Annotated in this window: 26 protein-coding genes; 8 read left to right on the top strand and 18 right to left on the bottom strand. The window is 72.6% G+C overall.

Annotated features, from left to right (window positions below):
- The first annotated feature begins 6 nt into the window (after positions 1-6).
- The 3 genes from ACQP2P_RS21100 to ACQP2P_RS21090 are packed head-to-tail and all read left to right on the top strand — an operon-like array spanning position 7 to position 3,573.
- The gene (locus ACQP2P_RS21100) at positions 7-954 is read left to right on the top strand and encodes a carbohydrate ABC transporter permease (RefSeq protein ID WP_433618425.1); all 948 of its coding nucleotides are present in this window, start codon (positions 7-9) and stop codon (positions 952-954) included.
- A complete protein-coding gene (locus ACQP2P_RS21095; protein WP_433618423.1) occupies positions 951-1,757 on the top strand; it encodes a carbohydrate ABC transporter permease in 807 nt (268 codons plus the stop codon). Before ACQP2P_RS21100 ends, ACQP2P_RS21095 begins: the two co-directional genes overlap by 4 nt.
- 10 nt (positions 1,758-1,767) lie before the next feature.
- Positions 1,768-3,573: an amylo-alpha-1,6-glucosidase gene (locus ACQP2P_RS21090; protein WP_433618422.1), complete on the top strand. Its 1,806-nt coding sequence runs from the start codon at positions 1,768-1,770 to the stop codon at positions 3,571-3,573.
- A 27-nt stretch (positions 3,574-3,600) separates the two neighbouring features.
- On the opposite strand, the gene ACQP2P_RS21085 is transcribed toward ACQP2P_RS21090, so the two are convergent.
- On the bottom strand, positions 3,601-4,185 hold the full coding sequence (locus ACQP2P_RS21085) for an alpha/beta fold hydrolase (RefSeq protein WP_433618420.1): 585 nt from the start codon (positions 4,183-4,185) through the stop codon (positions 3,601-3,603).
- A gap of 82 nt (positions 4,186-4,267) precedes the next feature.
- On the opposite strand from ACQP2P_RS21085, the gene ACQP2P_RS21080 reads away from it, so the two are divergent.
- The gene (locus ACQP2P_RS21080) at positions 4,268-4,486 is read left to right on the top strand and encodes a hypothetical protein (protein ID WP_433618418.1); all 219 of its coding nucleotides are present in this window, start codon (positions 4,268-4,270) and stop codon (positions 4,484-4,486) included.
- Positions 4,487-4,545: 59 nt separating this feature from the next.
- Here ACQP2P_RS21080 and ACQP2P_RS21075 read toward each other — a convergent pair whose 3' ends face one another.
- Together ACQP2P_RS21075 and ACQP2P_RS21070 are read right to left on the bottom strand one after the other, a co-directional pair.
- Positions 4,546-4,761 carry a tautomerase family protein gene (locus ACQP2P_RS21075; RefSeq protein ID WP_433618416.1) on the bottom strand — a complete coding sequence of 72 codons (216 nt, stop codon included), beginning with the start codon at positions 4,759-4,761 and terminating at the stop codon, positions 4,546-4,548.
- Positions 4,762-4,780: 19 nt separating this feature from the next.
- On the bottom strand, positions 4,781-5,524 hold the full coding sequence (locus ACQP2P_RS21070) for an SDR family oxidoreductase (protein WP_433618414.1): 744 nt from the start codon (positions 5,522-5,524) through the stop codon (positions 4,781-4,783).
- A gap of 101 nt (positions 5,525-5,625) precedes the next feature.
- Here ACQP2P_RS21070 and ACQP2P_RS21065 point away from each other — a divergent pair, with 101 nt between their 5' ends.
- Positions 5,626-6,474 carry a helix-turn-helix domain-containing protein gene (locus ACQP2P_RS21065; RefSeq protein ID WP_433618413.1) on the top strand — a complete coding sequence of 283 codons (849 nt, stop codon included), beginning with the start codon at positions 5,626-5,628 and terminating at the stop codon, positions 6,472-6,474.
- A gap of 20 nt (positions 6,475-6,494) precedes the next feature.
- Here ACQP2P_RS21065 and ACQP2P_RS21060 read toward each other — a convergent pair whose 3' ends face one another.
- The 5 genes from ACQP2P_RS21060 to ACQP2P_RS21040 form a co-directional block, all read right to left on the bottom strand.
- A complete protein-coding gene (locus ACQP2P_RS21060; RefSeq protein ID WP_433618411.1) occupies positions 6,495-7,727 on the bottom strand; it encodes a YncE family protein in 1,233 nt (410 codons plus the stop codon).
- Positions 7,724-8,482, bottom strand: coding sequence for a polysaccharide deacetylase family protein (locus ACQP2P_RS21055; protein ID WP_433618409.1), 759 nt, complete (start codon positions 8,480-8,482; stop codon positions 7,724-7,726). Before ACQP2P_RS21055 ends, ACQP2P_RS21060 begins: the two co-directional genes overlap by 4 nt.
- Positions 8,483-8,581: 99 nt before the next feature.
- A complete protein-coding gene (locus tag ACQP2P_RS21050; protein ID WP_433618407.1) occupies positions 8,582-9,616 on the bottom strand; it encodes an extracellular catalytic domain type 2 short-chain-length polyhydroxyalkanoate depolymerase in 1,035 nt (344 codons plus the stop codon).
- Between the two features lie 98 nt (positions 9,617-9,714).
- Positions 9,715-11,052, bottom strand: a complete 1,338-nt coding sequence (locus ACQP2P_RS21045; RefSeq protein ID WP_433618405.1) for a hypothetical protein — start codon at positions 11,050-11,052, stop codon at positions 9,715-9,717.
- A gap of 38 nt (positions 11,053-11,090) precedes the next feature.
- Entirely contained in the window at positions 11,091-11,900 is an 810-nt protein-coding gene (locus tag ACQP2P_RS21040; RefSeq protein WP_433618404.1) for a hypothetical protein, read from the bottom strand.
- A 312-nt stretch (positions 11,901-12,212) separates the two neighbouring features.
- On the opposite strand from ACQP2P_RS21040, the gene ACQP2P_RS21035 reads away from it, so the two are divergent.
- The 3 genes from ACQP2P_RS21035 to ACQP2P_RS21025 are packed head-to-tail and all read left to right on the top strand — an operon-like array spanning position 12,213 to position 13,271.
- A complete protein-coding gene (locus ACQP2P_RS21035) occupies positions 12,213-12,527 on the top strand; it encodes an ArsR/SmtB family transcription factor (RefSeq protein WP_433618402.1) in 315 nt (104 codons plus the stop codon).
- 1 nt (position 12,528) lies between these two features.
- Complete coding sequence (locus ACQP2P_RS21030) at positions 12,529-13,002, top strand: SRPBCC family protein (RefSeq protein ID WP_433618401.1); 474 nt, start codon at positions 12,529-12,531, stop codon at positions 13,000-13,002.
- Positions 12,999-13,271 carry a YciI family protein gene (locus tag ACQP2P_RS21025; RefSeq protein ID WP_433618399.1) on the top strand — a complete coding sequence of 91 codons (273 nt, stop codon included), beginning with the start codon at positions 12,999-13,001 and terminating at the stop codon, positions 13,269-13,271. The genes ACQP2P_RS21030 and ACQP2P_RS21025 overlap by 4 nt, the downstream gene beginning before the upstream one ends.
- A gap of 5 nt (positions 13,272-13,276) precedes the next feature.
- Here the strand turns inward: ACQP2P_RS21025 and ACQP2P_RS21020 are convergent, their stop codons facing one another.
- The 10 genes from ACQP2P_RS21020 to ACQP2P_RS20975 are packed head-to-tail and all read right to left on the bottom strand — an operon-like array spanning position 13,277 to position 23,840.
- Positions 13,277-14,341, bottom strand: a complete 1,065-nt coding sequence (locus ACQP2P_RS21020; protein ID WP_433618397.1) for a methyl-accepting chemotaxis protein — start codon at positions 14,339-14,341, stop codon at positions 13,277-13,279.
- A gap of 38 nt (positions 14,342-14,379) precedes the next feature.
- Entirely contained in the window at positions 14,380-14,751 is a 372-nt protein-coding gene (locus ACQP2P_RS21015; RefSeq protein WP_433618395.1) for a response regulator, read from the bottom strand.
- Positions 14,729-15,016 (bottom strand): hypothetical protein, encoded by a 288-nt coding sequence (locus ACQP2P_RS21010; RefSeq protein ID WP_433090143.1) that lies wholly within the window; start codon positions 15,014-15,016, stop codon positions 14,729-14,731. The genes ACQP2P_RS21015 and ACQP2P_RS21010 overlap by 23 nt, the downstream gene beginning before the upstream one ends.
- Entirely contained in the window at positions 15,000-17,339 is a 2,340-nt protein-coding gene (locus tag ACQP2P_RS21005; RefSeq protein ID WP_433618393.1) for a chemotaxis protein CheA, read from the bottom strand. The genes ACQP2P_RS21010 and ACQP2P_RS21005 overlap by 17 nt, the downstream gene beginning before the upstream one ends.
- The gene (locus ACQP2P_RS21000) at positions 17,336-17,737 is read right to left on the bottom strand and encodes a response regulator (RefSeq protein WP_433618391.1); all 402 of its coding nucleotides are present in this window, start codon (positions 17,735-17,737) and stop codon (positions 17,336-17,338) included. The genes ACQP2P_RS21005 and ACQP2P_RS21000 overlap by 4 nt, the downstream gene beginning before the upstream one ends.
- Entirely contained in the window at positions 17,734-18,609 is an 876-nt protein-coding gene (locus tag ACQP2P_RS20995; RefSeq protein ID WP_433618389.1) for a CheR family methyltransferase, read from the bottom strand. The genes ACQP2P_RS21000 and ACQP2P_RS20995 overlap by 4 nt, the downstream gene beginning before the upstream one ends.
- Positions 18,606-19,217, bottom strand: coding sequence for a HEAT repeat domain-containing protein (locus ACQP2P_RS20990; protein WP_433618387.1), 612 nt, complete (start codon positions 19,215-19,217; stop codon positions 18,606-18,608). Before ACQP2P_RS20990 ends, ACQP2P_RS20995 begins: the two co-directional genes overlap by 4 nt.
- A gap of 21 nt (positions 19,218-19,238) precedes the next feature.
- Positions 19,239-20,300: a chemotaxis-specific protein-glutamate methyltransferase CheB gene (cheB, locus tag ACQP2P_RS20985; RefSeq protein WP_433618385.1), complete on the bottom strand. Its 1,062-nt coding sequence runs from the start codon at positions 20,298-20,300 to the stop codon at positions 19,239-19,241.
- A 10-nt stretch (positions 20,301-20,310) separates the two neighbouring features.
- Entirely contained in the window at positions 20,311-21,867 is a 1,557-nt protein-coding gene (locus ACQP2P_RS20980) for a chemotaxis protein CheW (RefSeq protein ID WP_433618384.1), read from the bottom strand.
- Positions 21,868-21,896: 29 nt separating this feature from the next.
- Positions 21,897-23,840 (bottom strand): methyl-accepting chemotaxis protein, encoded by a 1,944-nt coding sequence (locus ACQP2P_RS20975; protein WP_433618382.1) that lies wholly within the window; start codon positions 23,838-23,840, stop codon positions 21,897-21,899.
- Positions 23,841-23,903 lie beyond the last annotated feature (63 nt).

Genomic DNA, 23,903 nt, shown 5'->3' with positions numbered 1-23,903 from the left:
GCCGACATGAGCAGCCTGTCCCTGCGGGATCGTGACCGGGCGGCGGTCCTCACCACCGCCCGGCCGCGCCGCCCGCACACCCGTCCCGGGCAGTGGGCGGCGTGGGCGTTCGTCGCGCCCGTCACGCTGTACCTGGTGGCCTTCTACGCCTATCCGCTGTACCGCAACGCCGACCTGAGCCTGCGCCACTACACGGTCCGATCGTTCGTGCAGGGCGACGCCCCGTTCAGCGGCCTGGACAACTACCGCACCGTGCTCGACGACCCCACGTTCGGGCCGGCGCTGCTGCACACGGTGGTGTTCACGGCCGTGTCGCTGGCCGCGCAGTTCGCGATCGGCCTGGCCCTGGCGGTGTTCTTCGCCCGGCACTTCCGGCTGTCGGCGACGCTGCGGGCGCTGTTCCTCGTGCCGTGGCTGCTGCCGCTGATCGTGTCCGCCTCGACGTGGTCGTGGATGCTCAACAGCGATTCCGGCATCGTCAACGCCGTGCTCGGCCTGGCCGGGATCGGCCCGGTCAACTGGCTCACCTCGCCGGACTGGGCGCTGGTCTCGGTGACCGCCGCCAACGTCTGGATCGGCATCCCGTTCAACGTCGTCATGCTCTACAGCGGCTTGCAGGCCATCCCGCGCCAGCTGTACGAGGCGGCGGCGTTGGACGGCGCCGACGGCTGGCAGCAGTTCTGGCGCCTCACGTTCCCGCTGCTGCGGCCGGTCTCGGCCATCACCCTGCTGCTCGGCCTGGTCTACACCCTGAAGGTCTTCGACATCATCTGGATCATGACCCGGGGCGGTCCGAACGACGCCTCCACGACCTTCGCCACCTGGTCCTACCGGCTCGGCTTCGGCAACCTGCTGCCGCAGTTCGGGCCGGGCGCCGCGGTCGGCAACCTGCTCATCGTCATGGCGCTGGCGTTCGGCCTGCTCTACGTCCGCGTCCAGCGGCGGCTCGGATGAGCCGTTGGCGGACCGCGGTCGGGATCGTGCTCACCGCGCTGATGCTCTTCCCGGTGTACTGGATGGTGAACGTCTCGCTGACCCGCGACCAGGACATGCGCAAGTCGCCCCCGAACTGGCTGCCGCTGGACGCGACCTTCGACGGATACCAGGCGGTCCTGCGCCAGCAGTTGCCGTACCTCGGCACCAGCCTGCTCGTCGGCGTAGGCACCGTCGCGCTCACCGTGGCCCTCGCCGCTCCGGCCGGGTACTCCCTGGCCAAGCTGCGCCCGCGCGGCGGCCGGACGCTCAGCGTCGCGTTCCTGATCGCCCAGATGATCCCCGGGATCATCATGGCGATGGGGTTGTACGCCATCTACCTCAGCCTCGGCGTGCTGAACTCCTGGCCCGGCCTGATCCTGGCCGACTCCACCATCGCCGTGCCGTTCGCCGTGCTGGTGTTCACCACGTTCATGGCCGGCATCCCCGACGAGCTGCTGCAGGCCGCCAAGACCGACGGCGCCGGGCCGCTGCGGACCTTCACCGCGATCGTGCTGCCGGTCAGCCGCAACGCCGTCGTCACCGTCGCGCTGTTCGCGTTCCTGTGGGCGTGGTCGGACTTCGTCTTCGCCAGCACCCTCGACGGCGGCGGCACCATGCGCCCGATCACCCTCGGCATCTACCAGTACATCGGCAACAACAACCAGGACTGGAACGCGATCATGGCCACCGCCGTCGTCGCGTCGATTCCGGCCGCCGTCCTGCTCGTCGCCGCCCAGCGGTTCGTCGCCACCGGCGTCACCGCGGGCGCCGTCAAGGACTGATCCCATCGAAATGAGCGCCGACGTGTTCCCGATCCACCACATCCCGTTCAGCCATCCGGGCTCCTGGTTCGGCTTCTCCCCGGTCATCGCCGAGGGCATCGTCGCCGACGACGTGCACCTGGTGTCGCACCAGAACGGCATGCACGCCGTCCTGCGGCTCGTCCCGGCGACGCCCGCGGCGACGCTCGTCGCGAACCCGGCGCGGCTGGCATGGGCACACGACACCGGACGCGTCGAGCTGACCTACGAGACGCCCGACACCGTCCGGCTTCGCGGCGCCGGGCTCGGCCTCGCGATCCTCGCCGCCGCGCCGACCCTCACCCCGTTCGCCGGCACCTACAGCTACCGCGACCCGCTCGACGGCGCGTTCGTGTTCACCGACTACGGCACCGGCCGCCGGTACCGCATCACGGTCCTGACCGGCGAGGACGCCGACGTCCGCGGCGCCCAGGCGCTGGGCACCGCCGAACGCGGCGTCGTCCTCGGCGACAGCCCGTGGGAGATCGCCCTCGAGGAGTACGCCGCCGATCGGCCGCCGTACCGCCCGGCACTGGGCTTCGACGAGGCCGTCAAGGCCGCCGACGCGCGCTTCGCCGCGTTCGCCGACGCGGTCGCGCCGTGGCGGGACGAGACCACCCCCGCGGCGGAGCTCGCCGCCTACGTGCTGTGGTCGGCGACCGTCGCCCCGACCGGGTTCGTCACCCGCCCGGCCGTGCTCATGTCCAAGCACTGGATGGACAAGGTCTGGAGCTGGGACCACTGCTTCAACGCCCTCGCCCTCTCCCCCGGCCACCCCGACCTGGCTTGGGACCAGTTCCGGATCGTCTTCGACCACCAGGACGACACCGGCGGCCTGCCCGACTCGATCACCCACTCGGAGGTGCTCTACAACTTCGTCAAACCACCGATCCACGGCTGGACCCTGGCCCGGCTCCGCGACCGGCTGCCCGGCCTGGACCGAGCCGAACTGCTCAGCGTCTACGGGCAGCTGGTGCGCTGGACGAGATTCTGGCTCACCGTGCGCCGCGCCCCCGGCGAAGAGCTGCCGCACTACCACCACGGCAACGACAGCGGCTGGGACAACGCCACCCTGTTCGACCCGGCCCGGGTCGTGCAGAGCGCCGACCTCGCCGCGTTTCTCGTCCTGCAGGCCCGCGAGCTCGCCGACCTCGCCGCCGACCTCGGGCTCGACGACGAGGTCGCGGCCTGGAACAGCTGCGCCGACCGGCTCCGTGCCGCGCTGCTGGACCAGCTGTGGGCCGGTGACCGGTTCGTGGCGCGCAGCCCCGGGACCGGACACACCTGGAATACCGACAGCCTGCTGTACCTCATGCCGGTCGTCCTCGGCGACGAGTTGCCCACCGCCGTCCGCGACCGCCTCGCCGAACGGATCGGCGAGCACCTCACCGAGCACGGCCTGGCCACCGAGCGGCCGACGTCCGGGCTGTACCAGGACGACGGCTACTGGCGCGGCCCGATCTGGGCGCCGTCCACCGTCCTCATCGAGGACGGCCTGCGCCGCGCCGGCTTCACCGGCCTGGCCGACGAGGTCAGCGCCCGCTTCCGCGCGCTGTGCGAACGGTCCGGGTTCGCCGAGAACTTCAACGCCCGCACCGGCGCCGGGCTGCGCGACCGCGCCTACACGTGGACGGCGAGCGCCTACCTCATCCTCGCCGCCGCACACGTCGAGCACCGCCGACGCTTGACTCCTCGAGAGCACGGCGGGCGGCCTCCCGCTGATCCAGCCACCTCAGCATCGCCTCGGTCGTCTCCTGCGGCATCTCCTGCTGGATCCAGTGACCGCAGTCCAGACTGACCACTTCCACATCCGGCACGAATGCCGTCAGTCGTTCCGCCCAGGCGCTGCGAGGGGCACGTTCTTGCGGTACAGGTTCCGAAGGAACCGCAACGTGTTCTCCCCGAACACGGCGTCGGCGACGCCCGGCTGCCGGTTGAAGTGGACGAAGTAGAAGTCGGCGCCGAGCACGGCCTCCATGCCCTCGATCCAGGGCATCTCTCCGCGCTCCTGGTAGGGCAGGCTCAGCGCTACCACGCCGTTGACCCGGTTCGGGTGCAGCAGGGTCAGGCCCCAGACGACGAATGCGCCCCAGTCATGGCCGACGAAGGTGGCATCCTCGTAGCCGTAGTGATCGAGGAGGGCGACGAGGTCACCCGACAGGTGCTCGATGTCGTAGTCCGTCACCTCGGCGGGACGGGACGAGTTGCCGTACCCCCGCTGGTTCGGGACGATGACGTGGTAGCCCGCCGCGGCCAGGGCCGGCACCTGGTAGCGCCAGGAATAGGCGTGCTCCGGCCAGCCGTGACAGAGCACGATGGGCCTTGCGGCATGTTCTCGGCCCGCTTCGAAGACTTCGAGCTGCACACCGTTGACGGACATGAGGGTGGGCTCGGGAAAATCAAGAATCATGCCGGCATCATGCCGACCGATACCGGTCACCTCCTGACCGGTTTCCTGTGGGAGTGTCGCCGGTGTGCGAGCTGACCGGTTGATGGCTATCCTCCTCCTGCTGCAACACCGCGAGCAGGTGACCGGCGGAGCCGTTCCGGGTGCAGGCCGAGGCGGCGGCGTCGTCGCTCGTCACGGACCCGCAACGGTGGGGGTCGAGCCGGGCCGCCTCGCTTCCTCGACCGACGGCCGCATCGAGGTCGTGATCCGCGGCAACGACGAATACATCCTCGCGGGCAAGCGATCATCTGCGCGCCGGTGACCCGATCGGCGCGGTGACGCCCGCGGCCGCGCCGCGGCCGGCCGAGCGCTGCGTCGGCTTCAAGACGGCGTGTCGCCGTTGATCATGGCAGCGGTCAGGACCCGGCCGCCGATGCCCCAGCCGCCGTCGGGCACCTCGTCGATCAGGATCAGGGTGTTCGGGCGGGCGATCTCGCCGTACAGCTGGACGTACAGGTCCGTCGCGGTGCTCACGATGTGCTGCTTCTGCTCGTCGGACAGCGTGCCCGCCGGCACCTTGAAGTTCGCGAATGGCATGACGAATTCCTTTCAGGACTTAGACGATGCCGCCGTTGGCGCGGATGGTCTGGCCGTTGACCCAGTGGCCGGCCGGGGAGGCAAGGAACGCCACGACGGCGGCGACGTCCCCGGGCGTGCCGAGGCGCTCCAGCGGCGGCTGCTGCGCCAGGCGCTGGATGGTGGCCTCGTCCTTGCCGTCGAGGAACAGGGCGGTCGCGGTCGGGCCGGGCGCGATCGTGTTCACGGTGACGTCACGGCCGCGCAGCTCCCGGGCCAGGATCAGCGTCATCGCCTCGACGGCGCCCTTGGTCGCGGCGTATGGGCCGTACGACGGAAACTGCAACCCGACGATGGACGTCGAGAACTGGATGATGGCGCCGCCGGGCCGGACGCGGCGCGCGGCCTGCTGGTCGACGACGACGGTGCCGCGGACGTTGGTGCGGTGCAGCCGGTCGAACTCGGTCAGGTCGAGCTCGGCGATGGTCTGCAGGTGCATGCGGCCGGCGGCGTGCACGACGACGTCCACGCCGCCGAAGGCCGCCTCCGCCCGGTCGAACAGCGCGGCCACGGCGGTCTCGTCGGCGACGTCGGCCTGCACGGCGATCGCCTCGCCGCCGGACGCCTCGATCTCCTTGACGGTCGTCGCGGCCTCGGCGTGGTTGCCGGCGTAGGCGACGACGATCTTCAGCCCGTCGGCGGCGAGGCGGGCGGCCGCGGCCCGGCCGATGCCGCGGGAGCCGCCGGTGACGACGGCGACGCGGCCGGTTGTCGTTGTGGTCATGGGGACCACTGTGGGCGTCGGGCGGGGCGGGATACAGACGCCGCTTACCGGGGGGACGCCATCCCCTGTCTCGCGTCCAGCCCGCGGGAGACACTGGAGGCATGGACCTGGCCGAGCTGGGCGCGTTCCTCCGATCGCGCCGTGACCGCATCCGCCCCGCCGACGTCGGGCTGCCGGCCGGGCCGCGGCGGCGGGTGCCGGGGCTGCGCCGCGACGAGGTGGCGCTGCTGGCCGGAGCCTCCGTGGAGTACTACATCGAGCTCGAGCGCGGCGCGGGCGCCCAGCCCTCGGAGCAGATGCTCGCCGCCCTCGCACGGGCGCTGCGGCTCACGATCGACGAGCGCGACCACCTGTACCACCTCGCCGGGCGCCCGGTCCCGGTGGCCGGCGGCCCCGCCTCCCACGTGCACCCGGGCATGCTCGATCTGCTCGACCGGCTCACCACCACGCCGGCGCAGGTCATCACCGATCTGCATGTCACCCTCGTGCAGAACCGCCTCGCGACGGCGCTGCTGGGCGACCAGCTGCACTTCGAGGGCCCGAGCCGGAGCTTCGTGTTCCGGTGGTTCACGGATCCCGTTTCCCGGGAGTTGTACCCGCGGCAGGACCACGACCACCAGTCGCGCTCGTTCACCGCCGACCTGCGCGCGGCCGTGGCCCGGCGGGACAGCCGCGACCGGGAGGCCCAGGACCTGGTCGCCGCGCTGCTGGACCGATCGCCCGAGTTCGCCGAGCGATGGCAGCAGCGAGAGGTCGCCGTGCGCCGCGACGAGCGCAAGCGGATCGTCCACCCCTCGCTCGGCACCATCGAGGTCAACTGCCTGAACCTGTTCTCCGAGGACGGCCGCCAGCGCCTGCTGTGGTTCGCCCCGGCGGTCGGCACCGACGCCGCCGAGCGGCTGGAGCTGCTCGGCGTCGTCGGCCACCAGGACCTGCTCCCCCACGTCTGACCTGGTGCGACGCCGGTGGTTCAGCGCAGGATGCCGGTGTGCCCCAGGGAGTAGCGGCCCGGCTGGGGCCAGATGCACAGGCCGTGCGGCTGGGTGCCGACCTTGATCCGCGCCAGCAGGTGGCCGTCGGTGGTGGACATCGCGTAGACCTCGCCGTTGTACCGGCCCGACAGCCACAGCACGGTGCCGTCGGCCGACACACCGCCCATGTCGGGGCTGCCGCCGCCCGGGATCTTCCACTTCGCGGCCAGTGTGCCGGTCGCGAAGTCCAGCAGCGAGACCGAGCCCTCGCCGCGGTTGGCGATGTAGAGGTACTTCGAGTCGCGGCTCACGTACAGCCCGTGCGCGCCGGCGCCGGTGGCCAGGAAGGTGCGCACCTTGAACTGGTCGCCGTCGAGGATCCACACGCCGGAGGTGTGCATGTCGGCGACGTACCAGGTGCCGCCGTCCGGCGCGATCTTGATGTCCTGCGGCATGGCGTGGTCGCCGGGCAGGTGCAGCTGGCCGATGACCTCCTGCCTGGCGACGTCGACCTTGATCAGGTCGCCGGAGAACTCGCACGTGGCGATGAAGTAGCGCCCCTCCGGCGAGAAGTCGGCGTGGTTGACGCCCGAGCAGTTCACGGTCAGCTCGCGCACGATCGCCATCGTGTGCGGGTCACGGAACACGATCTTGTGCCGCGCCTCGGACATGACCATCGCGTACTTGCCGTCCGGGGTGAAGTACAGGTTGTACGGGTCGTCGACCGGGATCGCCTTGCCGAACGTGCCCGTCGCCGGGTCGATCGGCACGAGCGAGTTGCCGGTGTTGTCGTTGACCCACAGGGTGCGCAGGTCCCACGACGGGACCACGTGCTGCGGGCCGCCGCCGACCTTGACCGTCTGGGTGACCTTGAACGTCGCCGGGTCGATGATCGACACGGTGTTGCTGCCGAGGTTGGGCACGTAGATGCGGGCCGGGTCGTTGCGGACCTGCTCGGCGAACGCATTGGGCCGGTCGGCGGCGTAGACGTCGTGCGGGTCGAGCAGCGCCGGCATGCCCGGCAGGCCGGGGCCCGGGCTGGTGGCGGCGCCGCCGCTGGGCTGCGGGCCGCCGCTCATGCCGGGCATGCCGGCCATGTTGGCGGGGGCGTTGTCGTCGCCGGGGCCGGCCGGGTGCTCGTCCTGGCTCTTGGCCGACGAGCAGGCGGCGACGAGGGCGCCGAGCAGTACCGAAACGGCAGTGACGCGACCGATGACGAGACGGGTCCTCACGCGAGCAGCTCCGTGGCCGTGACGGGGCGCAGACCGCGTTCGCGCAGGCCCGCGAGGAGCTTCGGGATCGCGGTGACCGTGCCCGCGTGGCCGAAGTGCAGGCTGACGATCGAGCCGTTGCGCACGTTGTCGAGGGTGGCCCGGACGACCTTGTCCGCGCCGGGGTCCGTGTAGTCGAGGGAGTCGACGTCGTACGACAGGCAGGTCGCGTAGCCCGCCCGCCCGGCCTGGGCCTGGATCCGCGGGGTGCTGTGCTGCGTCTGCGAGGGCCGGAACCAGCGTCCGATCGAGCCGCTGACCTCGCGCAGGGCCTGCGCGCAGCCGGAGATCTCGGCGTACGCGCGCTCGTCGCTCATCGCCTTGATGTCGGCGTGGTTCAGGGTGTGGTTGCCGAGCTCGTGGCCGTCGTCGAGCACCCGGCGGGCCAGCGCGGGCTGCTGGCGCACCCAGGCCCCGACGGCCAGGACGGTGACCTTGACGTGCTCGGCGGCCAGGGCGTCGAGCAGCCCGCCGACCACGCCCGGCTCGCCCTGCCCGTGGAACGTCAGCGCGACCGCGGGCACGTCCCGGGGCCCGCTGGCGACCTCGGCGGGCAGCGCCTTCGGCGACGGCCCGGCCGTGCTCGGGGCCGGGCCGCTCGCGCTGCCCCGGCCGCTGGGCACCGGGGCCGGCGCCGCCGCCGGGCCGGGTTCGGGGCCGCCGCAGCCGCTGAGGGCCGCGGCGCCGGCCGCGAGCAGGAGGGTCCGCCGATCCATGCGGGGTCCTTTCGCCACGTGGGGGGCACCGTCACGCGGTGCCCCCCACATGGTGCCGGGCCGAACCTGAGAACCCGCCGAATGCCGGCCTCCCCCGGCTCATCCGCCCAGCTGGCGCACCATGTTCATGATGGTCTCCAGCTGGGCGCCGCCCTTGATCGGGTAGTTCGTGGCGCCGAGGTAGCCCCACCAGTCCCAGCAGCCGTTCGGGTTCACGCCGGACGCCGCCGCCTGCGGGTACAGCACGATGGTGTTGTTCGTGTCGGCATACTGGTTGAGGTTCGCCCGGTCCAGGAACGCCGTGCCGACCGCGCCGTAGCCCTGCACGCACCCGTGCAGGGCCACCAGCAGCCGGCAGCTCTGACCGGCCGCGCAGGACGCGGGCACGTAGGCGAAGCCGGACGCGTCCATGCTGAGCCCGGGCGCGGAGCCGTTGACCGCGTACGCGCTCTGCCCGAACCTGACCAGCGTGCCGCGCAGCGGGCCGGTGTTCGGCCCGGCGACCGTGCCGAACAGCTTGCCGAGCAGGTCGCGCTGCGGGTCGGTGCCGCAGGCGTTGAGGTACGGCGAGGCGGTCGACGCGCAGGCGACGGGGCCGTACGGCGTGACCCAGGCGTGCCCGGCGGGCGTGGCGGTGTCGTAGCGGACGGAGGCGCCGAAGTCGCGGAAGTAGGTCGCCAGGTCGTCGTTCACCGACTGCTTGACGCTGGTGTCGTTGCTGCCGTGGGCGATGTAGACCGGCTTGCCCGACAGGTTGCGCACCGGGTCGATCCAGCCGTACGAGGCCCAGAGCCGCGTGTACGCCTCGAGGTTGCTCAGGTAGGTCGGCGAGATGTTGTTCCCGCAGCCGTTGAGCGCCTGGGCCACATTGTTCTGCGCGCAGTAGTACGGGCCGGCGGCGAAGACCGCGGTGCCGGCGATCCGGGCGGAGTACGCGACCTGCAGCTGCGTGGCCATGTACCCGCCGGAGGAGACGCCGGCGACGTACACGGCGGAGACGTGGTACCGGCCGAGCGAGCCGGGCACCGGGGCGGTGGTGTACGGGTTCGTGGCGGCGGCCGCGGGCGGGGCGGCGGCCAGCGTCGTGAGCAGCAGCGCGGTGACGGCCACGCCCGCTCGGATACGGTGTCGCATGGGGACTCCTTTCGCTGCTGGCGAAGCTAGCCCGACCATCGACGCGGAGCCATCCGTGCATCTCACATGCTTCGGCCGGACGGCATGTGGCCCGGCGGTCATCGCCAGGTGGCCGCGAGGGCCTCGAACTCCGCGCGCTCCGCCTCGGTGACCGGCACGCCGAGATGCGCCAGCCAGCTGCGCACCGCAGACATCACGTCGCCGGTCCGGCCGTCGTCGAGCTCGGCGTGCAGGCTCGCGAGCAGCTGGGCCGGCAGCCGGTCGGCCAGGCGGTCCAGCACCGCGTGCATCCGCCGGATCAGGGCGGCGTCGGCCTCGATCCGCTCCGTCGTGCCGGCGGCCAGCCGGGCCAGGTCGGGCAGCTGCGGGTGTGGGCCGAGTCCGGCGCGACGCCGGGCCGTGGCGAGCACGGCCTCGACGTCGGCGCGGGCCAGGGCGACGCGGTCGCCGGCGGCCAGGATGTCCGCGAGCGGCCGGTCGAGGCGGACCCGGAGCTTGTTGCCGCCGCGGCGGGCGGTCATGCCGGCGGGGCCCCGCGCGATCAGGTCGTAGGAGATCTCGAGGACGTCGTCCGGCGCGCCGGACCACCACGTCGTCCACTGCGGCCCGCCCAGCTCGTCGGTGAGCAGGTGCAGGGCCGTCGAGTACGTCTCGGGCACGGCATCGTCGGAGTACCCGCCGATGACATTGATTCGCGGGACCGACTCCGGCGAGTTGGCGCCCTCGGCGCGGACGGTCAGCGGGGGCGGCTCTTCGACCCTGGTCGAGTGCCACCGCTCGCCGGGGTTGATCTCGACGGTGCCGCCGTCCCGCCAGCGCAGGGTGCGCGCGACCCGCCGGAAGGTGCGCTCCGATCCGGGCGTCACGATCTCGGCGGAGGCGCCGACCAGGGTGCCGTCCGGGACTCGCCGGATCTCCACGACGAGCCTACCGAGCCCGTCGTCGCTGATGGTGCAGACAGGCCGGGCGGTGTACCGGCGCCCGGGAGCGCTCTTCGCCGGCCCGGTCCACCGGAATCGCAGGTCGTGCGCCACGACGTGCGCCCGGGCGGCCGCGAAGGCCGCCGGGTCCCAGCCTCGCGCCTGCGCCATGCGCAGTGCCGCCGCGTGCATGACGTCGAGCGCGAGGGCCGCCCGCGCCGTGCTCGACAGCGCCGCCACCCCGTCGGGCAGGGTCACGCCGGCCATCTCGAAGCCGTCCATCGGCTCGGTGAACACGGTCACCAGCACCTCGCCACGGCCGGGTTCGTGCGGGAAGCAGTGCAGCCGCAGCTGCGGGTGGCGCGCCCGGACCCGGGCCGGTCGGATGCCCTCGCTGTAGCGCTCGCCGATCGTGCGGGCGCTGCGCACGAAGGCGTCCTCGTCCGGGCCCTCGGCCCAGCGCGCGCCCGCGAGACCCGTCTGCGGCCAGAACTCGACAGTGCGCAGCGTCGCCACGGTTGCCAGTCAACCGCAGCGCGGCGCGCGTGCGCCGGCTATCCGGCGAACTGCGACAGGAACGACGCCGGGGCGGCCTGGGTCTCGTTCGCGGCCGGCTTGGCGATCTTCACGGCCTTGCCGAAGTCGCTGAAGGTCGTCGACGACGTCACGGGCGGCACCTGGCGGCCCACGGCCGCGGTCTTGAACGACAGCGTGGCCAGGTAGCCGTCCTTGACGGTCGCCTCGAACGGCACGGACTTCGCGGCGTCGCCCATCTGCTTGACCATCTCGGGCGTCAGCGTCGGCAGCGGGCGCTTGGTCAGGTCGAACGTGCCCTTGTACGCGTCCTGCCCGGTCCGCTCGGCCGACACGATCGCGTCGGCGAAGCCCTTCACGCCGGCCGGGTCCTCCGGGTTGCCCAGGCCGATCTTGGCCAGCGAGGTCTTCGCCCCGTCGACGTGCATCCACTTCTTCGGGTCGACGTTGGGCACCTGGCGGCCGATCTTCACGTAGACGTCGGTGCCGACGATGATGACCTCGGCGTTCGTCTGCAGCTCGGCCGACGTCACCGTCATCTTCGCGGTGTGGGACTTCTTCGACGGGTCGGTCGAGCCGGTCAGCTTGCTGCCCGCGTTGCCGGGGGTCTGGATCGACGTCGTGTAGCTCGCCGGGCCGCCCGCGAGCCGGTTGAACGCGTCGGTGAGCGCGGTGCGCGGGTCCTTCGCGTTCTCCGCCGCCGCGTTGGCGCTCGCCGCGGGAGTGCCGCCCTTGTCGCTCGAGTCGGCCTTGTCGTCGCTGCAGGCCGCGGTGAACGCGAGCGAGCTGGACACGAGAACCGCGAGCAGCACCCGACGGCTGGCAATCATGTTCGCATTCCTCCAGGTGGGCGGCCCCTTGTCGCCCCCCGGCGAGGGTAACGGTGTCACGCTACACCGCACCGTCGGGTGCACCCCCGAGGTCGAAGCGGCAGCCGTGACTGGCCTTTCGGCCATTGGTGACCTGGGCCGCTGGTCGACACCGCCCGAGGGCGGTGGCGGGATTCGAACCCGCGTCTCCCGTGAACAGCGGAAGTAACGGCTGCCTGCGCACCGGGTGTGCGGTGACATCATGCTCCGCCGCGGCGCCGGTCGGCAACGGGTTTGACCGGCCGAATGGTAAGTGGTAGCTTACGGTTCGCGATGACGAACATAACGGCGATGCTCACCGCGCTCGGCGACCCGATGCGCCAGTCGATCCTCGACCGGCTCTCGCACGGGCCGCTGCCCGTCGGGCAGCTCGCGGACGCGCTGCCGATCAGCCGCCCGGCGGTGTCCCAGCACCTCAGGGTGCTCAAGGACGTCGGGCTGGTGCTCGACCGGCAGGAGGGCACGCGGCGGCTCTACCAGGCCGATCCCGAGGGCCTCGCGCTGCTGCGGGCCCACCTGGACGGCGTGTGGGCGCGAGCCCTGCAGGCGTTCGGCGACCGGCTCGCCCCCGAGGAGGAGGACCACTGACATGCTGCAGACCGTCCAGCCCGTCCGGCGCGAGATCGTCGTCGGCGTCAGCGCCCAGCGGGCGTTCGAGGTGTTCACGGCGGACATGACCGCGTGGTGGCCGGCCCGCCACCACATCGGGTCGGCGCCGATCGAGGAGATCGTCATCGAGCCGCGGGTCGGCGGGCGCTGGTACACCAGACACCAGGACGGCTCGCAGACGTCGACCGGCGTCGTCACCGCGTGGGAGCCGCCTGCCCGGTTCGAGGTGACCTGGCAGATCGGGGCCGACTGGCAGTACCACGACGATCTCGTGACCACGGTCGAGGTCCGGTTCGTGGCCGAGGCCGAGCGGCGGACCCGGGTCCGGCTGGAGCACCGCGGCCTCGAGGCCTACGGCGCGGACGCGGCCGCGATGCGCGCGACGTTCGAGCAGCCGGGCGCCTGGGCCGGCACGCTGGAGGCCTACGCGGCGCGGCTGGGGGCGGTGGCGTGAAGTACGTCGTGCTCTACACCTCGGCGCCGGACGTGGCCGCCAAGGCGCCCGCGCACTTCCCGGCGCACAGGCAGCGCCTCGACGCGTTCCACGCGCGCGGCGACCTGCTCATGGTCGGCACGTTCGGCGACCCGCAGGCCCAGGGCTCGATGGCCGTGTTCCGCACGCGCGAGAGCGCCGAGGAGTTCGTCGCCGGCGACCCGTTCGTGGTGCACGGCGTGGTGGCCGGCTACGAGATCCGCGACTGGCACGAGATCCTGACGCCGTAGCGGCATCAGAACAGCTCGATCGCCGCGGGCGCCGCCCCCGCCTCGTGCGCGGCGCCGCCCACCGCGGTGCCGTGCGTCGAGCGCTGCTGGGCCATGACGTGCCGGTGCCGCAGATCGTCGACGTCGACGACGCGGCCGAGCACCTCCTGGGCGGGCAGGTCGTGGTTGAGGTACCGGTGCACGTCGTCGGCGGCCCGCCGCACGTCGGCCACGGCTCCGGCGACGTGTTCGATCATCTGGCGGCTGATGTCCTGGAACTGCACGTGGCCCACGGCGCCGGTGGTCTCGGTGGTCAGCGCGTCGGAGCTGTACCGCACCTGGTCGGCGGCCCGCACGGTGTCGTTGAGGGCCTGCTCCATCATGGCGGCGACGCCCCGCTGCGCCTCGGCGATCTCGGCCAGGCGGCGGGCGATGGCGCTCGTCGCCCTGGGGCACTCGGCCGGCGCGTCGGCGACGCGGTCGAAGCCGCTGTCGTCCTCCAGCACCGCGTCGAGGCGGGCGGTGAGGTCGGAGAGGCTCACCCCGATGCCGCCGGCCGCCCCCGCGGAGCGCTCGGCCAGCTTGCGGACCTCGTCGGCGACGACCGCGAAGCCCTGCCCGGCCTCGCCGGCGCGCACCGCCTCGATCATGGCGTTGAGCGCGAGGATGTTCGTGGCCCGCGCGACCTCCTCGATGGCCACGACGTGGCTGCGCAGGTCGCGCATCTGCTCGACGAGCTGGCGCACCTGGTGGTCGCGTTCGATGAAGTACCGCACCAGCCGGTCGACCAGCCGGGCGTTGGCCTCGCCGGCCTCGCCCACCTGGCGCCGGGTCTGCTCCAGCGCCTCGGCCAGCCCGCCGACCTTGCCGGCCGTCTGCTCGGCCAGGTCGTCGACGCGCACCAGCTGCGCGACGATCGACTCGGCGGCCTCGGCGGTGTGGCCGACGACGTCGTCGAGATGGGCGTTGATCACGTCGCAGTACGCCGGCAGCGGCGCCAGCGCGGCGCCGGCGACGTGCCGGACTTCGTTGTCGCCGGCGCGGTCGTCGGCGGGGCGCCTGGCGATGAGCCGGTCCCGCAGCGATGTCACGTGAGCACTCCCTTTGGCGGTCGTCAGCCCGGACCCGGTCAGGAGCCGGGCACGACCTGCTTGATGACGCCGAGCAGCTGGTCCGGGGCGACCGGCTTGACCAGCCAGCCGGTGGCCCCGGCGGTCTTGGCCTCGGTCCGCTTGGTCTGCTCCGACTCGGTGGTGAGCATGAGGATCGGGGTGAAGCGCAGGCCGGCCGCCTTGCGCGCCTCACGGGTGAAGGAGATGCCGTCCATCTGCGGCATGTTGACGTCGCTGATGATGAGGTTGGGGCGCAGGCCGGTGTTGAGCTTGTCCAGCGCCTCGCGGCCGTGGCCGGCGGTCTCGACCTGGTAGCCGGCCTTGGTCAGGATGGTCTTGAGGCTCATCAGCATGGTGGCGGAGTCGTCAACCAGCATCACGGTCGTCATCGTGGGTCTCCTCGGTGGCGGCGAAAGATTTGTGCGGGCTCAGCACCGGCAGGAGCTGCGTCGCGAGGAACGCGTCCACCGGTGCCGCGCTTATCTTCGGCCGGAACGCCAGGATCGCCTGAAAAGCCGCGGTATGCAGATGGTTGCAGTTGCGCAGGTTGACCCGGGCCCGGGGCGTGCGCCGCAGCCAGCCGACGAACTCCTCCACCTCCTCGACCGTCACCGCCGCGCTGAGCACGGCGGTGCGCTCATGCAACTCGAGCACCAAGGCTGAGCACCTCCTTGAGGTTCAGGACCAGCAGCACCAGCCCGTCGCCGAGCAGCGCGGTCCCGACGAAGTGCGCGGCGCCGCCGAGCAGTCCCTCCATCGGCTTGAGGATGACGTCGACCTCGCGGTGGAAGCGCTCGACGAGCAGCCCGGCCTTGTCGCCGCCGACGTTGACGACGAGCACCGCCCGGTCGTCCCGCGGATCGTGCTCCCAGGGCAGGGCGAGGGCGTCGGCGAGGTCCACGACCGGCACGACCTCGTCGCGCAGCACGACCACGTCCTGGTGCAGGACCCGCCCGACGTCGGCGGCCGGCACCCGGACGGTCTCCACCACCAGGTCGACCGGCACCCCGAAGCGCTGCCCGGCCACGCTGATCACCATGACCTGGGTGACGGCCATCGACAGCGGCAGCCGCAGCCGGGTGACGGTGCCCGACCCCGGCTGCGAGCGCATCGTCACCGTGCCGCCGAGCCGCTCGACGCTGGCCCGCACGGCGTCCATCCCGACCCCGCGGCCGGACAGGTCGGAGACCTCGTCGGCGGTGGAGAAGCCGGGCTGGAAGATCAGGTTCACGGCGTCGCCGTCCGGCATGGCCTCCAGCTGCTCCTCGCCGATGAGGCCGCGCTCGTACGCCTTCTGCCGGATGCGCGCGGGATCGATGCCGCGACCGTCGTCGGCGACCTCCACCACGACGGCGTCCCCGTCGGCGACGGCGGACAGCGTGATGGAGGCCTGGGGCGGCTTGCCCGCGAGCGTGCGCTCCTCGGGCGGCTCGATGCCGTGGTCGAGGCTGTTGCGCACGAGGTGCACCAGCGGGTCGCCCAGGGCCTCGATGACGTCCTTGTCGGCCATCGTGTCCTCGCCCTCGGTGACGAGCTCGATGCGCTTGCCGAGGCGCCGGCCGAGGTCGCGCACGAGCCGCGGGAACCGGGAGAAGGACACCGACAACGGGAGCATCCGGACGTCCATGACGGCCGCCTGCAGCTCCTCGGCGATGCGGTGCAGTCCGGCGTACTGGTCCTTGATCCGCCGTCCGAGGGCCCGGCTGCCGAACTCCTCCTCGGCCGACTCGGCGAGATACGTCAGACCGTTCTTGGCCACGTTGAGCTCGCCGACGAGCTCCATGAGCCGGTCGACCTTCGCCTGGTCGACCTTGAGCACCCGCGAGCCGACGAGGCCGGCCTCGGGCTCCGCGGCCCGCCGGTCCGGCTCCCCCACGCGCCGCTCGGCGGGCACGGGGCGCTCGTCGCCGCCGGCCGGCGCGGCCGCCACCCGGAGCCGGTCGACGAGCCCGCGCACGATGGCGGCGAGCTCGGGGGCGTCGGCGTCGTCGAGGTCGACGCTCGCGCCGAGGGCCCGGGCCGCGCCGGCGACCACCCGGGCGATCGACCGCAGGTGGGCGCCGGTCGGCGAGGGGCCGTCGCCGGGCACGAGGGCGGTCAGGGCGGCCTCGAGCACGCCGAGGGCGTCGGCGGCGGCCTCGGGATGCTCGCCGGTGAGCGGGCCGCCGGTCGCGGGCTCGCCGGGCGCCGGGGCGGGCGAGCGCAGCGCCGCCGCGTCCAGCTCGACGATCTCGACCTGCTCGATGACGTAGCGCAGCACGTACTCGATCTCGGTGACCGAGGCGCGGGTGACCAGGACGAAGCCGAGCCGGCACGCGTACTCGTCGTACTCGTCCGGGACCGGCCAGGCGTCCGGGCGCAGCACCGCCAGGTGGGCCAGGGCCGGGACCTGCCGCACGAACAGCAGCGGGTCCTCGCCGCGGAAGAAACAGCCCTCGTCGGGCTGGTAGCGCACGAAGCGCAGGGCCGCGGACGTGGTCTGCAGCCACTCGGTGAGCTCCGCGACGACCGGCGCCCCCAGCTCGGCCACCCACTCGGGCGCGTGGGCGGCGACCGTGGCGGCCCGGGCCGGGCCGGCGGCGGGCCCGGTGGCGCCGCCGATCGGCGCGCGCAGCCGCACGATGAGCACCGCGGCGTCGTCGTGGGCGGTGCCGGGCAGCCGCTCGGTGACGGTGACGTGGGCCAGCCAGCCGCGGATCAGGTCGAACGCGGCGAGCAGGTCGTCGGTCAGCGCGGAGTCCAGCGCCACGCGGCCGGCCCGGACCGCGTCGAGCAGGTCCTCGGCGGCGTGCGTGAGGGCGGTCAGCTCGGGGAACTCGAACAGGCCGGAGGAGCCCTTGAGGGTGTGGGCGGCCCGGAACACCTCGTTGATGCGCTGCGCGTCGCCCGGGTCCAGCTCCAGCTGCAGCAGGCCCTCGCCGACCTGGTTGAGCAGGTCGTCGGCCTCGGCGAGGAACTGGGCGAGCAGTGGGTTCATCGCTCCCCCGCCTCGACCGGCCCACCGGCGAGCATGGTGGCGACCCGGACCAGCCGTTCGGCGTCGACCGGCTTGACCAGGTAGAGGTTCGCCCCGGCGCGGTAGGCGCGCTCGGCGTCGCCGGGCCGGTCCTCGGTGCTGATCATGACGATCGGTGCGGAGGTGGTGACGGTGTCGCCGCGCAGCGCCTCGACGCAGGCGTAGCCGTCCATCCGGGGCATGTTGACGTCGACGAAGAACAGGTCGAACGGGTCGACCAGCGCCGCCTCCACGGCCTCGAGCCCGTTGGCGGCCTGCTCGACGCGGAAGCCGGCGTCGAGCAGGAGCCGGCTGTGGTACATCCGGACCGTGGCGGCGTCGTCGACCACCAGCACGCGGGCCCCCTCGGTCTCGGTCATGGGCGTGCTCCAGTCGGTCGCTGGTAGGCGATGCCCTGCGGCAGTCGCTCGGGAACGAAGATCGGCGAGATGCGGCTCATCGACTCCGCGTGGCCCAGGAAGAGGTACCCGCCCGGGCGCATCACCCCGAAGAGGTTCTCGGCCGCCCGGCGGCTGGACAGCTCGTCGAAGTAGATGAGCACGTTGCGGCAGAACACCACGTCGAAGTCGGCGAACTTGCGCATCGCCGGGGTGTCGCACACGTTCACCCGGTGGAACGTGACCGCGCCGCGGATGCCCTCGTCGATCTGGTAGCGCCCGGCCCCGGCGGCGTGGAAGTGCCGTTCGAGCCAGGGCTTGGGCACCCGCTGCAGCGACCGGGCGCCGTAGCTGCCGTGCCGGGCGCGGTCGAGCACGTCGCTGTCGATGTCCGCGGCGTGGATCTCCACGTCGACCCGGTCGATCTGCGGCCACTCCTCCAGCAGGCGGATGGCGATGGAGTACGGCTCCTCGCCGGTCGAGCACGGCAGCGACAGGATCTTCACGGGGCCGTTCGGCCGGCCCGCGCGGGTGTGCTCGGCCAGCACCCGCGCCAGCACCGGGTCGAGCAGCGCGTCGAACTGGTAGTCCTCGCGCAGGAAGTAGGTCTCGTTGACGGTGAGCTGGTTGGTCAGCTCCTGCAGCAGCTGCGGCTGGTCGCCCACGCGCAGCGCGCCGAACCAGGCGGCGAACGTGCCGTGGCCCGAGGCGCGCACGCAGGCCTCGATCCGCTTGTCCACGAAGTACCGCTTGCCGGGCGTGAACTGGATGCCGGTGCGCTTGTAGAAGTACTCCCGGAAGCGCTCGAACTCGGCGTCGCTGAGCCGGAACGGCTCCGTGGCCGTGCTGGTCATATGCCGGCCTCTTGCACGCCGGGCAGCGCGGCGTCGACGGTGAAGCGCAGGAACGGGTCCTCCGGGAACCGGTCCCGGGCCGCGCGCAGCACGTCGGCGTGCTCCGGGCCGGCCATCGGCAGCAGGGCGTCGATCGCGGCGGCCACGACGTTGGGGTGGGTGTCGGCCGCGACGATCTCGGCGAGCCACTCGGCGGCGCCCGGGTGCGGCAGGTCGGCCAGGATCATCGCGGTCATGATGCGCACGTCGTGATCCGGGTCGGCCAGCAGCGTGGGCAGCAGCGCCGGCACCGAGGCGGGCATCGCGGCCAGCGCGCCGGCGACCGCGGTGCGCAGGGCCGCGTCGTCGCTGCGCAGGTGCGGGGCCAGCCCGGTCGCGACGTCGGCGTGGTCGAGCGCGGCGAGGGTGGTCAGCACGGCGTCGCGGACGGCGGGGTCGGGCTCGGCCGGGACCCGGGCCAGCAGCGCCGGCACCGCCTCGGCGTCGCCCTCCAGGTCGAGCGCGGCCCGCCGGCGGCGCTCCGGATCGGCGTCGGTGAGGCGCTGCCGCGCCGTGCCCTCCTCGGCCGGAGGCGGTGCGTCGGCGGCCTGGCGTCGTACCAGTCCCATGGTTGCTCCTCCTGCGGGTGTTCAGCCGGCCCAGTCGACGATGCGCTCGACGATGGCGTGCGCCGGCAGGGTCTCGGTGGCCCCGCCGCGGCGCACCAGCTCGCCCGGCATGCCCCAGACGACGGCCGTGGCCTCGGCCTCGGCGATGGTGCGGCCGCCGGCCTGCTTGACGGCGGCCATCTCGGCCGCGCCGTCGTCGCCCATGCCGGTGAGCAGGGCGCAGATCAGGCGGGCCGGGTCACAGCTGCGCCGGGCGGAGGCGACCAGCCGGTCGACGCTGGGATGCCAGCGGTAGTCGGAGCTCTCGGGCACCGACTTCACCACGAGGCCGTCGGTGCGCCGGGCCACCAGCACGTCGGCGTTGCCGCGGCCGATGTAGATGTTGCCGGGCCGGACCGGGGTGATCCGGTCGACCTCGTGCACGCGCAGCTGGCACACCTCGTCGAGGCGGCGGGCCAGCGGCGCGGTGAAGCTCGCCGGGATGTGCTGGGCGACGACGACGGCGGCCGGGAGGGTCCCGGGCAGCTGCGGCAGCAGCTCCGACAGCAGCGCCGGGCCGCCCGTCGACGAGCCGATGACGATGAGCTCGGCCGCCGCCGTGCGCGCCCGCGGCGTCGGTGGCGCGGTGGCGGTGCGCTCCCGCTGGGCCCGCAGCCGCCGGCCGAGGTTGTGCGCCCGGCTGGGCCGCGCGCTCGCCGCCGCCGTGATCTTGCCGACCAGCTCCTGCTGCACGTCGCGGAGGTTGAGCGAGACGGTGCCGCCCGGCTTGGGCACGTAGTCCACCGCGCCGAGCTCCAGCGCCTCGAGCGTGACCAGCGCGTTGTGCTCGGTCAGCGACGACACCATGACCACCGGGCAGGGCCGCTGCCGCATGATCTCGGACAGGCAGGTCAGCCCGTCCATCTCCGGCATGTTGATGTCGAGCGTCACCACGTCGGGCCCGACGCGCTCGATCTGTTCGAGCGCGTCGACCCCGTTGCGCGCGGTGTGCACCTCGAAGCCGCCGGCGTCGAGGAGCATCTCCTTGAGCATCTTGCGCATCAGTGCCGAGTCGTCGACGACCAGCACGGTCCTGGCGGGCACGGTGCGGGCCTCAGACGACGGCCAGGTCCCGCTCGGCGATGACATCGCCGAGCGCCGCCCGGTCCTGCGCGCCGAGCAGCTGGTCGACCTGGACGAGCAGCAGCATCCGCTGCTGCTGGTGCAGGTTCGCCACCCGCGAGACGACCTTGGCCTGCTCGTCGGAGAGCTCGGGCGCCGGTTCCAGGGCCGCCCGGCTGACGCGGGCCACCTCCGCGACCGAGTCGACGATGAAGCCCGTGCGCACGCCGCCGAGGATCAGCACGATGATGCGCTGCCGCTCGTCGCGGGGCGCTTTCGGCACGCCGAGCCGGGTGCGCAGGTCCACCACCGGCAGCACCGTGCCGCGCAGGTTCACGAGGCCTTCGACGAAGCTGAAGGTCTTCGGCACGCGGATGAGCGTCTCCGGCACCCGGATGATCTCCTGCACCGCGTCGACGTCGACGGCGTACTCCTCCTCGTCGAGCCGGAAGACGACGAACAGCTCCTCGTCGCCGCGTCCGTCGTCGGCCATCTCCCGCTCCTCGGTCTCCTCCGGGGCCGGCTCGCCGTCGAGCTGTTCGCGCAGCTCCCGGCGAATCTCCGGCGAGTCGAACATCCGCTCCACGCTCAGCACCGACACCAGCCGCTTGCCGCCCTCCAGCCGGCAGACCGACTCGACCTCGGTGGCCCGGCCGCGCGCGGCGACGACCGGCGGCAGCGGCGCGACGAGCTCGTAGGGCACGCGCAGCACCTGCCGCACGGTGTCCATGACGACGCCGACGACGCCGCCGTCCAGCGACACCACGACGATGCGGTTCTGCGGCTGCAGGTCGGCGGCGGGCAGGCCGAAGACCCGGCGCATGCTGACCACCGGCAGCAGTCGCCCGCGCAGGTCCATGACGCCCAGCACGCGGGAGGCCGCGTTGGGCACGTGGCTGACCGCCTCGGGCGCCTGCACGATCTCCTGCACCTGGTCGATCGGCAGCGCGTACTCCTGCCCCTCGACCGCGAAGCTGACGAGCTCGAGGGTGTCGTCGGCGTCGTCGTCCTCGGCGCCGGTCTCGCCGCCCGCCGGTCCCGCGGCGGTCATCGCCTCGGCCCCGCCGCCCGCGCTGAGGATCCGGGAGAACTGGGCCCGGATGAGCTCGTCCACGTCGAGGATCGAGGTCATCGTGCCGTCGTCGCCCTTGATGACGCCGACGAGCACCTCGGAGCTGACCGTCGCCTGCACCGACTCGGCCGGCTCGACCGCGTCCGGATCGACGCTGATCACGCTGGCCACGCGGTCCACGACGAGGCCCAGCGGCACGCCGCTGTCGACGACGACCACGCGGGTCGTCTCGTCGTGCTCGGTCTGTTCCAGGCCGCAGCAGCGGCGCAGGCTGACCACCGGCAGCACCCGGCCGCGCAGGTTGGCCAGCCCCTCCAGGCTGGGCGGGCCGAGCGGCACCTTGACCACGCCGGGCATCCGGATGATCTCCTGCACCCGGCTCATGGGGAACGCGTAGCGCTCCCCGGACATGTCGAAGGTGACATAGTCCGCACTGTCGCCGTCCACGGCCGCGCCGGCCGGGTCCTGTTCACGCATGAGCGTCGTATCGTCCACGGCACACCGGCTCAGGCGTTCTGCAGCTCGTCGGCGAGCGCGGCGATCTCCTCCACCGCGGCCGCGAGCTCTTCGGCGCCCTGGGCCTGTTCGCGGGCGGCGGTGGAGGCCTGCGTCGCCAGCTGCTCGGCCTGGTTGGCGGCCGAGGCGATCTGGTCGAGCCCGGTCTTGACCTCGCCGAGCGCCGTGGAGATCTGCTCGGCCGAGTCGCGCACCTCGGCGTTGCCGGCCCGCACCTCGTTCATGTCCCGCTCGATCTCCACGAGCCGGGCGGTGGTGGCCCGGGCCGCCTCCACCTCGGCCAGCGCCTGCCGGCTGGTTTCGTCCAGATCGGCTCGTACCTCCACGATGCGGTCCTGCACTGCCTTCACGAGATCCTTGATCCGGTCGGCGTTCTCGGCCGAGTCGCGGGCCAGGTTGCGGATGTCGGTGGACACGACCGCGAAGCCCTTGCCGAACTCCCCGGCCCGCGCCGACTCGACCGAGCCGTTCACCGCGAGCATGTTGGTCTGGATCGAGACGTTCGCGATCGCGTCGACGATCTTGTCGATGCGCCGGGAGATCTGCTCGAGCTCGCCGACCTTGCGCACGTTCTCCATCCCGCTGCGGGCCGCCTGCTCGATCGCCTCGATCATCGAGTCGACCGACACCTTGTTGTCGGCCAGCTGGGTGAGCATGGTGTCGGCCTGCTCCACCGCGGCGGCGCCCCGCGTCGCCGACAGCTGGGCGCCGGTCTCGATCTGGGTGATCGCCTCGGCGGTCAGCGCTCCCTTCTCGGCGGCGGTCCGGGCGCCCGTGTTGATCTCGTTGATCGCGGTGCTGATCTGCCCGGCGGCGCGGTTGATCTCCTCGACCGCGGCGGAGAGCTCCTCGGCGGCGGAGGCGACCTCCTCGGCGCTCTTGCTGATGTCGGTGCTGGTCCGCAGCCCCTCGGCGACCTCGGCGAGCAATTCGGCGGCCTGCTCGCTCTGCTGGAGCGCCTGGCTCTGCTGGCCGACCGTCTGCAGCGACTCCTCGCAGGCCGCGGACTGCTGCTCGGCCGCGGCGGCGATCTCCTCCGAGCGGGTCTTGGCGTCGAGCGTGGCGCGCTGGGCCTGCACGGCCGCGGCGGCCATCTCCGTCGCCCCGGTCATGATCGAGACCATGCCGTCGCGGATGACCTCGAGCTGCTCCGTGATCTCCTTGCCCTTCTCCACCTCGGTCCGGGCCGTCTCGGCGGACTGCTGCACACCCGAGGCGATGCTGGTCACGCTCGTGCGGACCTCGTCGATGAGGTCGCGGATCTGCCGCGCGCTGCGCTCGCTGGTCTCGGCGAGGGTGCGGACCTCGTCGGCGACGACCGCGAAGCCCTTGCCGTGCTGGCGGGCCCGGGCGGCCTCGATCGCCGCGTTGAGGGCCAGCAGGTTGGTCTGATCGGCGATGTGGGCGACGGTCTTGACGATCTCGCCGATCTCGTCGGCCTGCTTCTCCAGCTCGCTGATGGTCACCACCGAGGCCGTCTGCCGCGACGAGGCACGGTCCACGTTGCTCAGCAGGCCGTTGATCCCCACCCGGGTCTCGACCAGCAGGGCCTGCAGCGCCTGGCTGAGGTCGGCGATGCGCCGGGTGACGGTCTGCTGCTGGCCGACGCGCTCCTCGACCTGGGTCATGACGGCCAGGCTCTCCTGGGTCGCGCCCGAGGCCTCCTCGGCGCCCGCGGAGATCTGCTGCATGGCGTCGCTCAGCTGGCGCGAGGCCTCGGACGCCTCGGCGTTCTGGGCCGAGATCTCGGCGGTGGCCGAGGCGATGCGCTCGGCCGCCTGTTGTTGTTTGGCCACGGAACGCGCCTGACGGCGGCTGGCCTCGTTGTCGGCGGGGCGCTGCCCGCCTCGAGTGCTCTGGCCACCCTTCATGACGTTCGGGCGGCGGGTGACGTCGGTAGCGCGACCGTTCGGCGCGCTGGTGGTCAACGGCATGGTCCGTCCTCGATCCCCCCCGGCGTCCCGCAGGACGCCGACAACGCGTGATTCGGGCCGCAT

This window comes from Dactylosporangium sp. CA-139114, assembly GCF_050955725.1.
Lineage (GTDB): Bacteria > Actinomycetota > Actinomycetes > Mycobacteriales > Micromonosporaceae > Dactylosporangium.
Note: the sequence above shows the minus strand (reverse complement) of the source record. Positions and strands in the feature narration are given on the sequence as shown.

Bases quoted from the DNA above. Each gene is read 5' to 3' on its own strand.
- ACQP2P_RS21035 (WP_433618402.1), top strand. From the start codon at position 12,213: ATGACGAACATAACGGCGATGCTCACCGCGCTCGGCGACCCGATGCGC.
- ACQP2P_RS21075 (WP_433618416.1), bottom strand. From the start codon at position 4,761: ATGCCATTCGCGAACTTCAAGGTGCCGGCGGGCACGCTGTCCGACGAG.
- ACQP2P_RS20995 (WP_433618389.1), bottom strand. From the start codon at position 18,609: ATGACCAGCACGGCCACGGAGCCGTTCCGGCTCAGCGACGCCGAGTTC.
- ACQP2P_RS21055 (WP_433618409.1), bottom strand. From the start codon at position 8,482: ATGGATCGGCGGACCCTCCTGCTCGCGGCCGGCGCCGCGGCCCTCAGC.
- ACQP2P_RS21095 (WP_433618423.1), top strand. From the start codon at position 951: ATGAGCCGTTGGCGGACCGCGGTCGGGATCGTGCTCACCGCGCTGATG.
- ACQP2P_RS20990 (WP_433618387.1), bottom strand. From the start codon at position 19,217: ATGGGACTGGTACGACGCCAGGCCGCCGACGCACCGCCTCCGGCCGAG.
- ACQP2P_RS21100 (WP_433618425.1), top strand. From the start codon at position 7: ATGAGCAGCCTGTCCCTGCGGGATCGTGACCGGGCGGCGGTCCTCACC.
- ACQP2P_RS21080 (WP_433618418.1), top strand. From the start codon at position 4,268: ATGGCTATCCTCCTCCTGCTGCAACACCGCGAGCAGGTGACCGGCGGA.
- ACQP2P_RS21030 (WP_433618401.1), top strand. From the start codon at position 12,529: ATGCTGCAGACCGTCCAGCCCGTCCGGCGCGAGATCGTCGTCGGCGTC.
- ACQP2P_RS21050 (WP_433618407.1), bottom strand. From the start codon at position 9,616: ATGCGACACCGTATCCGAGCGGGCGTGGCCGTCACCGCGCTGCTGCTC.
- ACQP2P_RS21005 (WP_433618393.1), bottom strand. From the start codon at position 17,339: ATGAACCCACTGCTCGCCCAGTTCCTCGCCGAGGCCGACGACCTGCTC.
- ACQP2P_RS21015 (WP_433618395.1), bottom strand. From the start codon at position 14,751: ATGACGACCGTGATGCTGGTTGACGACTCCGCCACCATGCTGATGAGC.
- ACQP2P_RS21090 (WP_433618422.1), top strand. From the start codon at position 1,768: ATGAGCGCCGACGTGTTCCCGATCCACCACATCCCGTTCAGCCATCCG.
- ACQP2P_RS21000 (WP_433618391.1), bottom strand. From the start codon at position 17,737: ATGACCGAGACCGAGGGGGCCCGCGTGCTGGTGGTCGACGACGCCGCC.
- ACQP2P_RS20980 (WP_433618384.1), bottom strand. From the start codon at position 21,867: ATGCGTGAACAGGACCCGGCCGGCGCGGCCGTGGACGGCGACAGTGCG.
- ACQP2P_RS21065 (WP_433618413.1), top strand. From the start codon at position 5,626: ATGGACCTGGCCGAGCTGGGCGCGTTCCTCCGATCGCGCCGTGACCGC.
- ACQP2P_RS20975 (WP_433618382.1), bottom strand. From the start codon at position 23,840: ATGCCGTTGACCACCAGCGCGCCGAACGGTCGCGCTACCGACGTCACC.
- ACQP2P_RS21040 (WP_433618404.1), bottom strand. From the start codon at position 11,900: ATGATTGCCAGCCGTCGGGTGCTGCTCGCGGTTCTCGTGTCCAGCTCG.
- ACQP2P_RS21085 (WP_433618420.1), bottom strand. From the start codon at position 4,185: ATGATTCTTGATTTTCCCGAGCCCACCCTCATGTCCGTCAACGGTGTG.
- ACQP2P_RS21070 (WP_433618414.1), bottom strand. From the start codon at position 5,524: ATGACCACAACGACAACCGGCCGCGTCGCCGTCGTCACCGGCGGCTCC.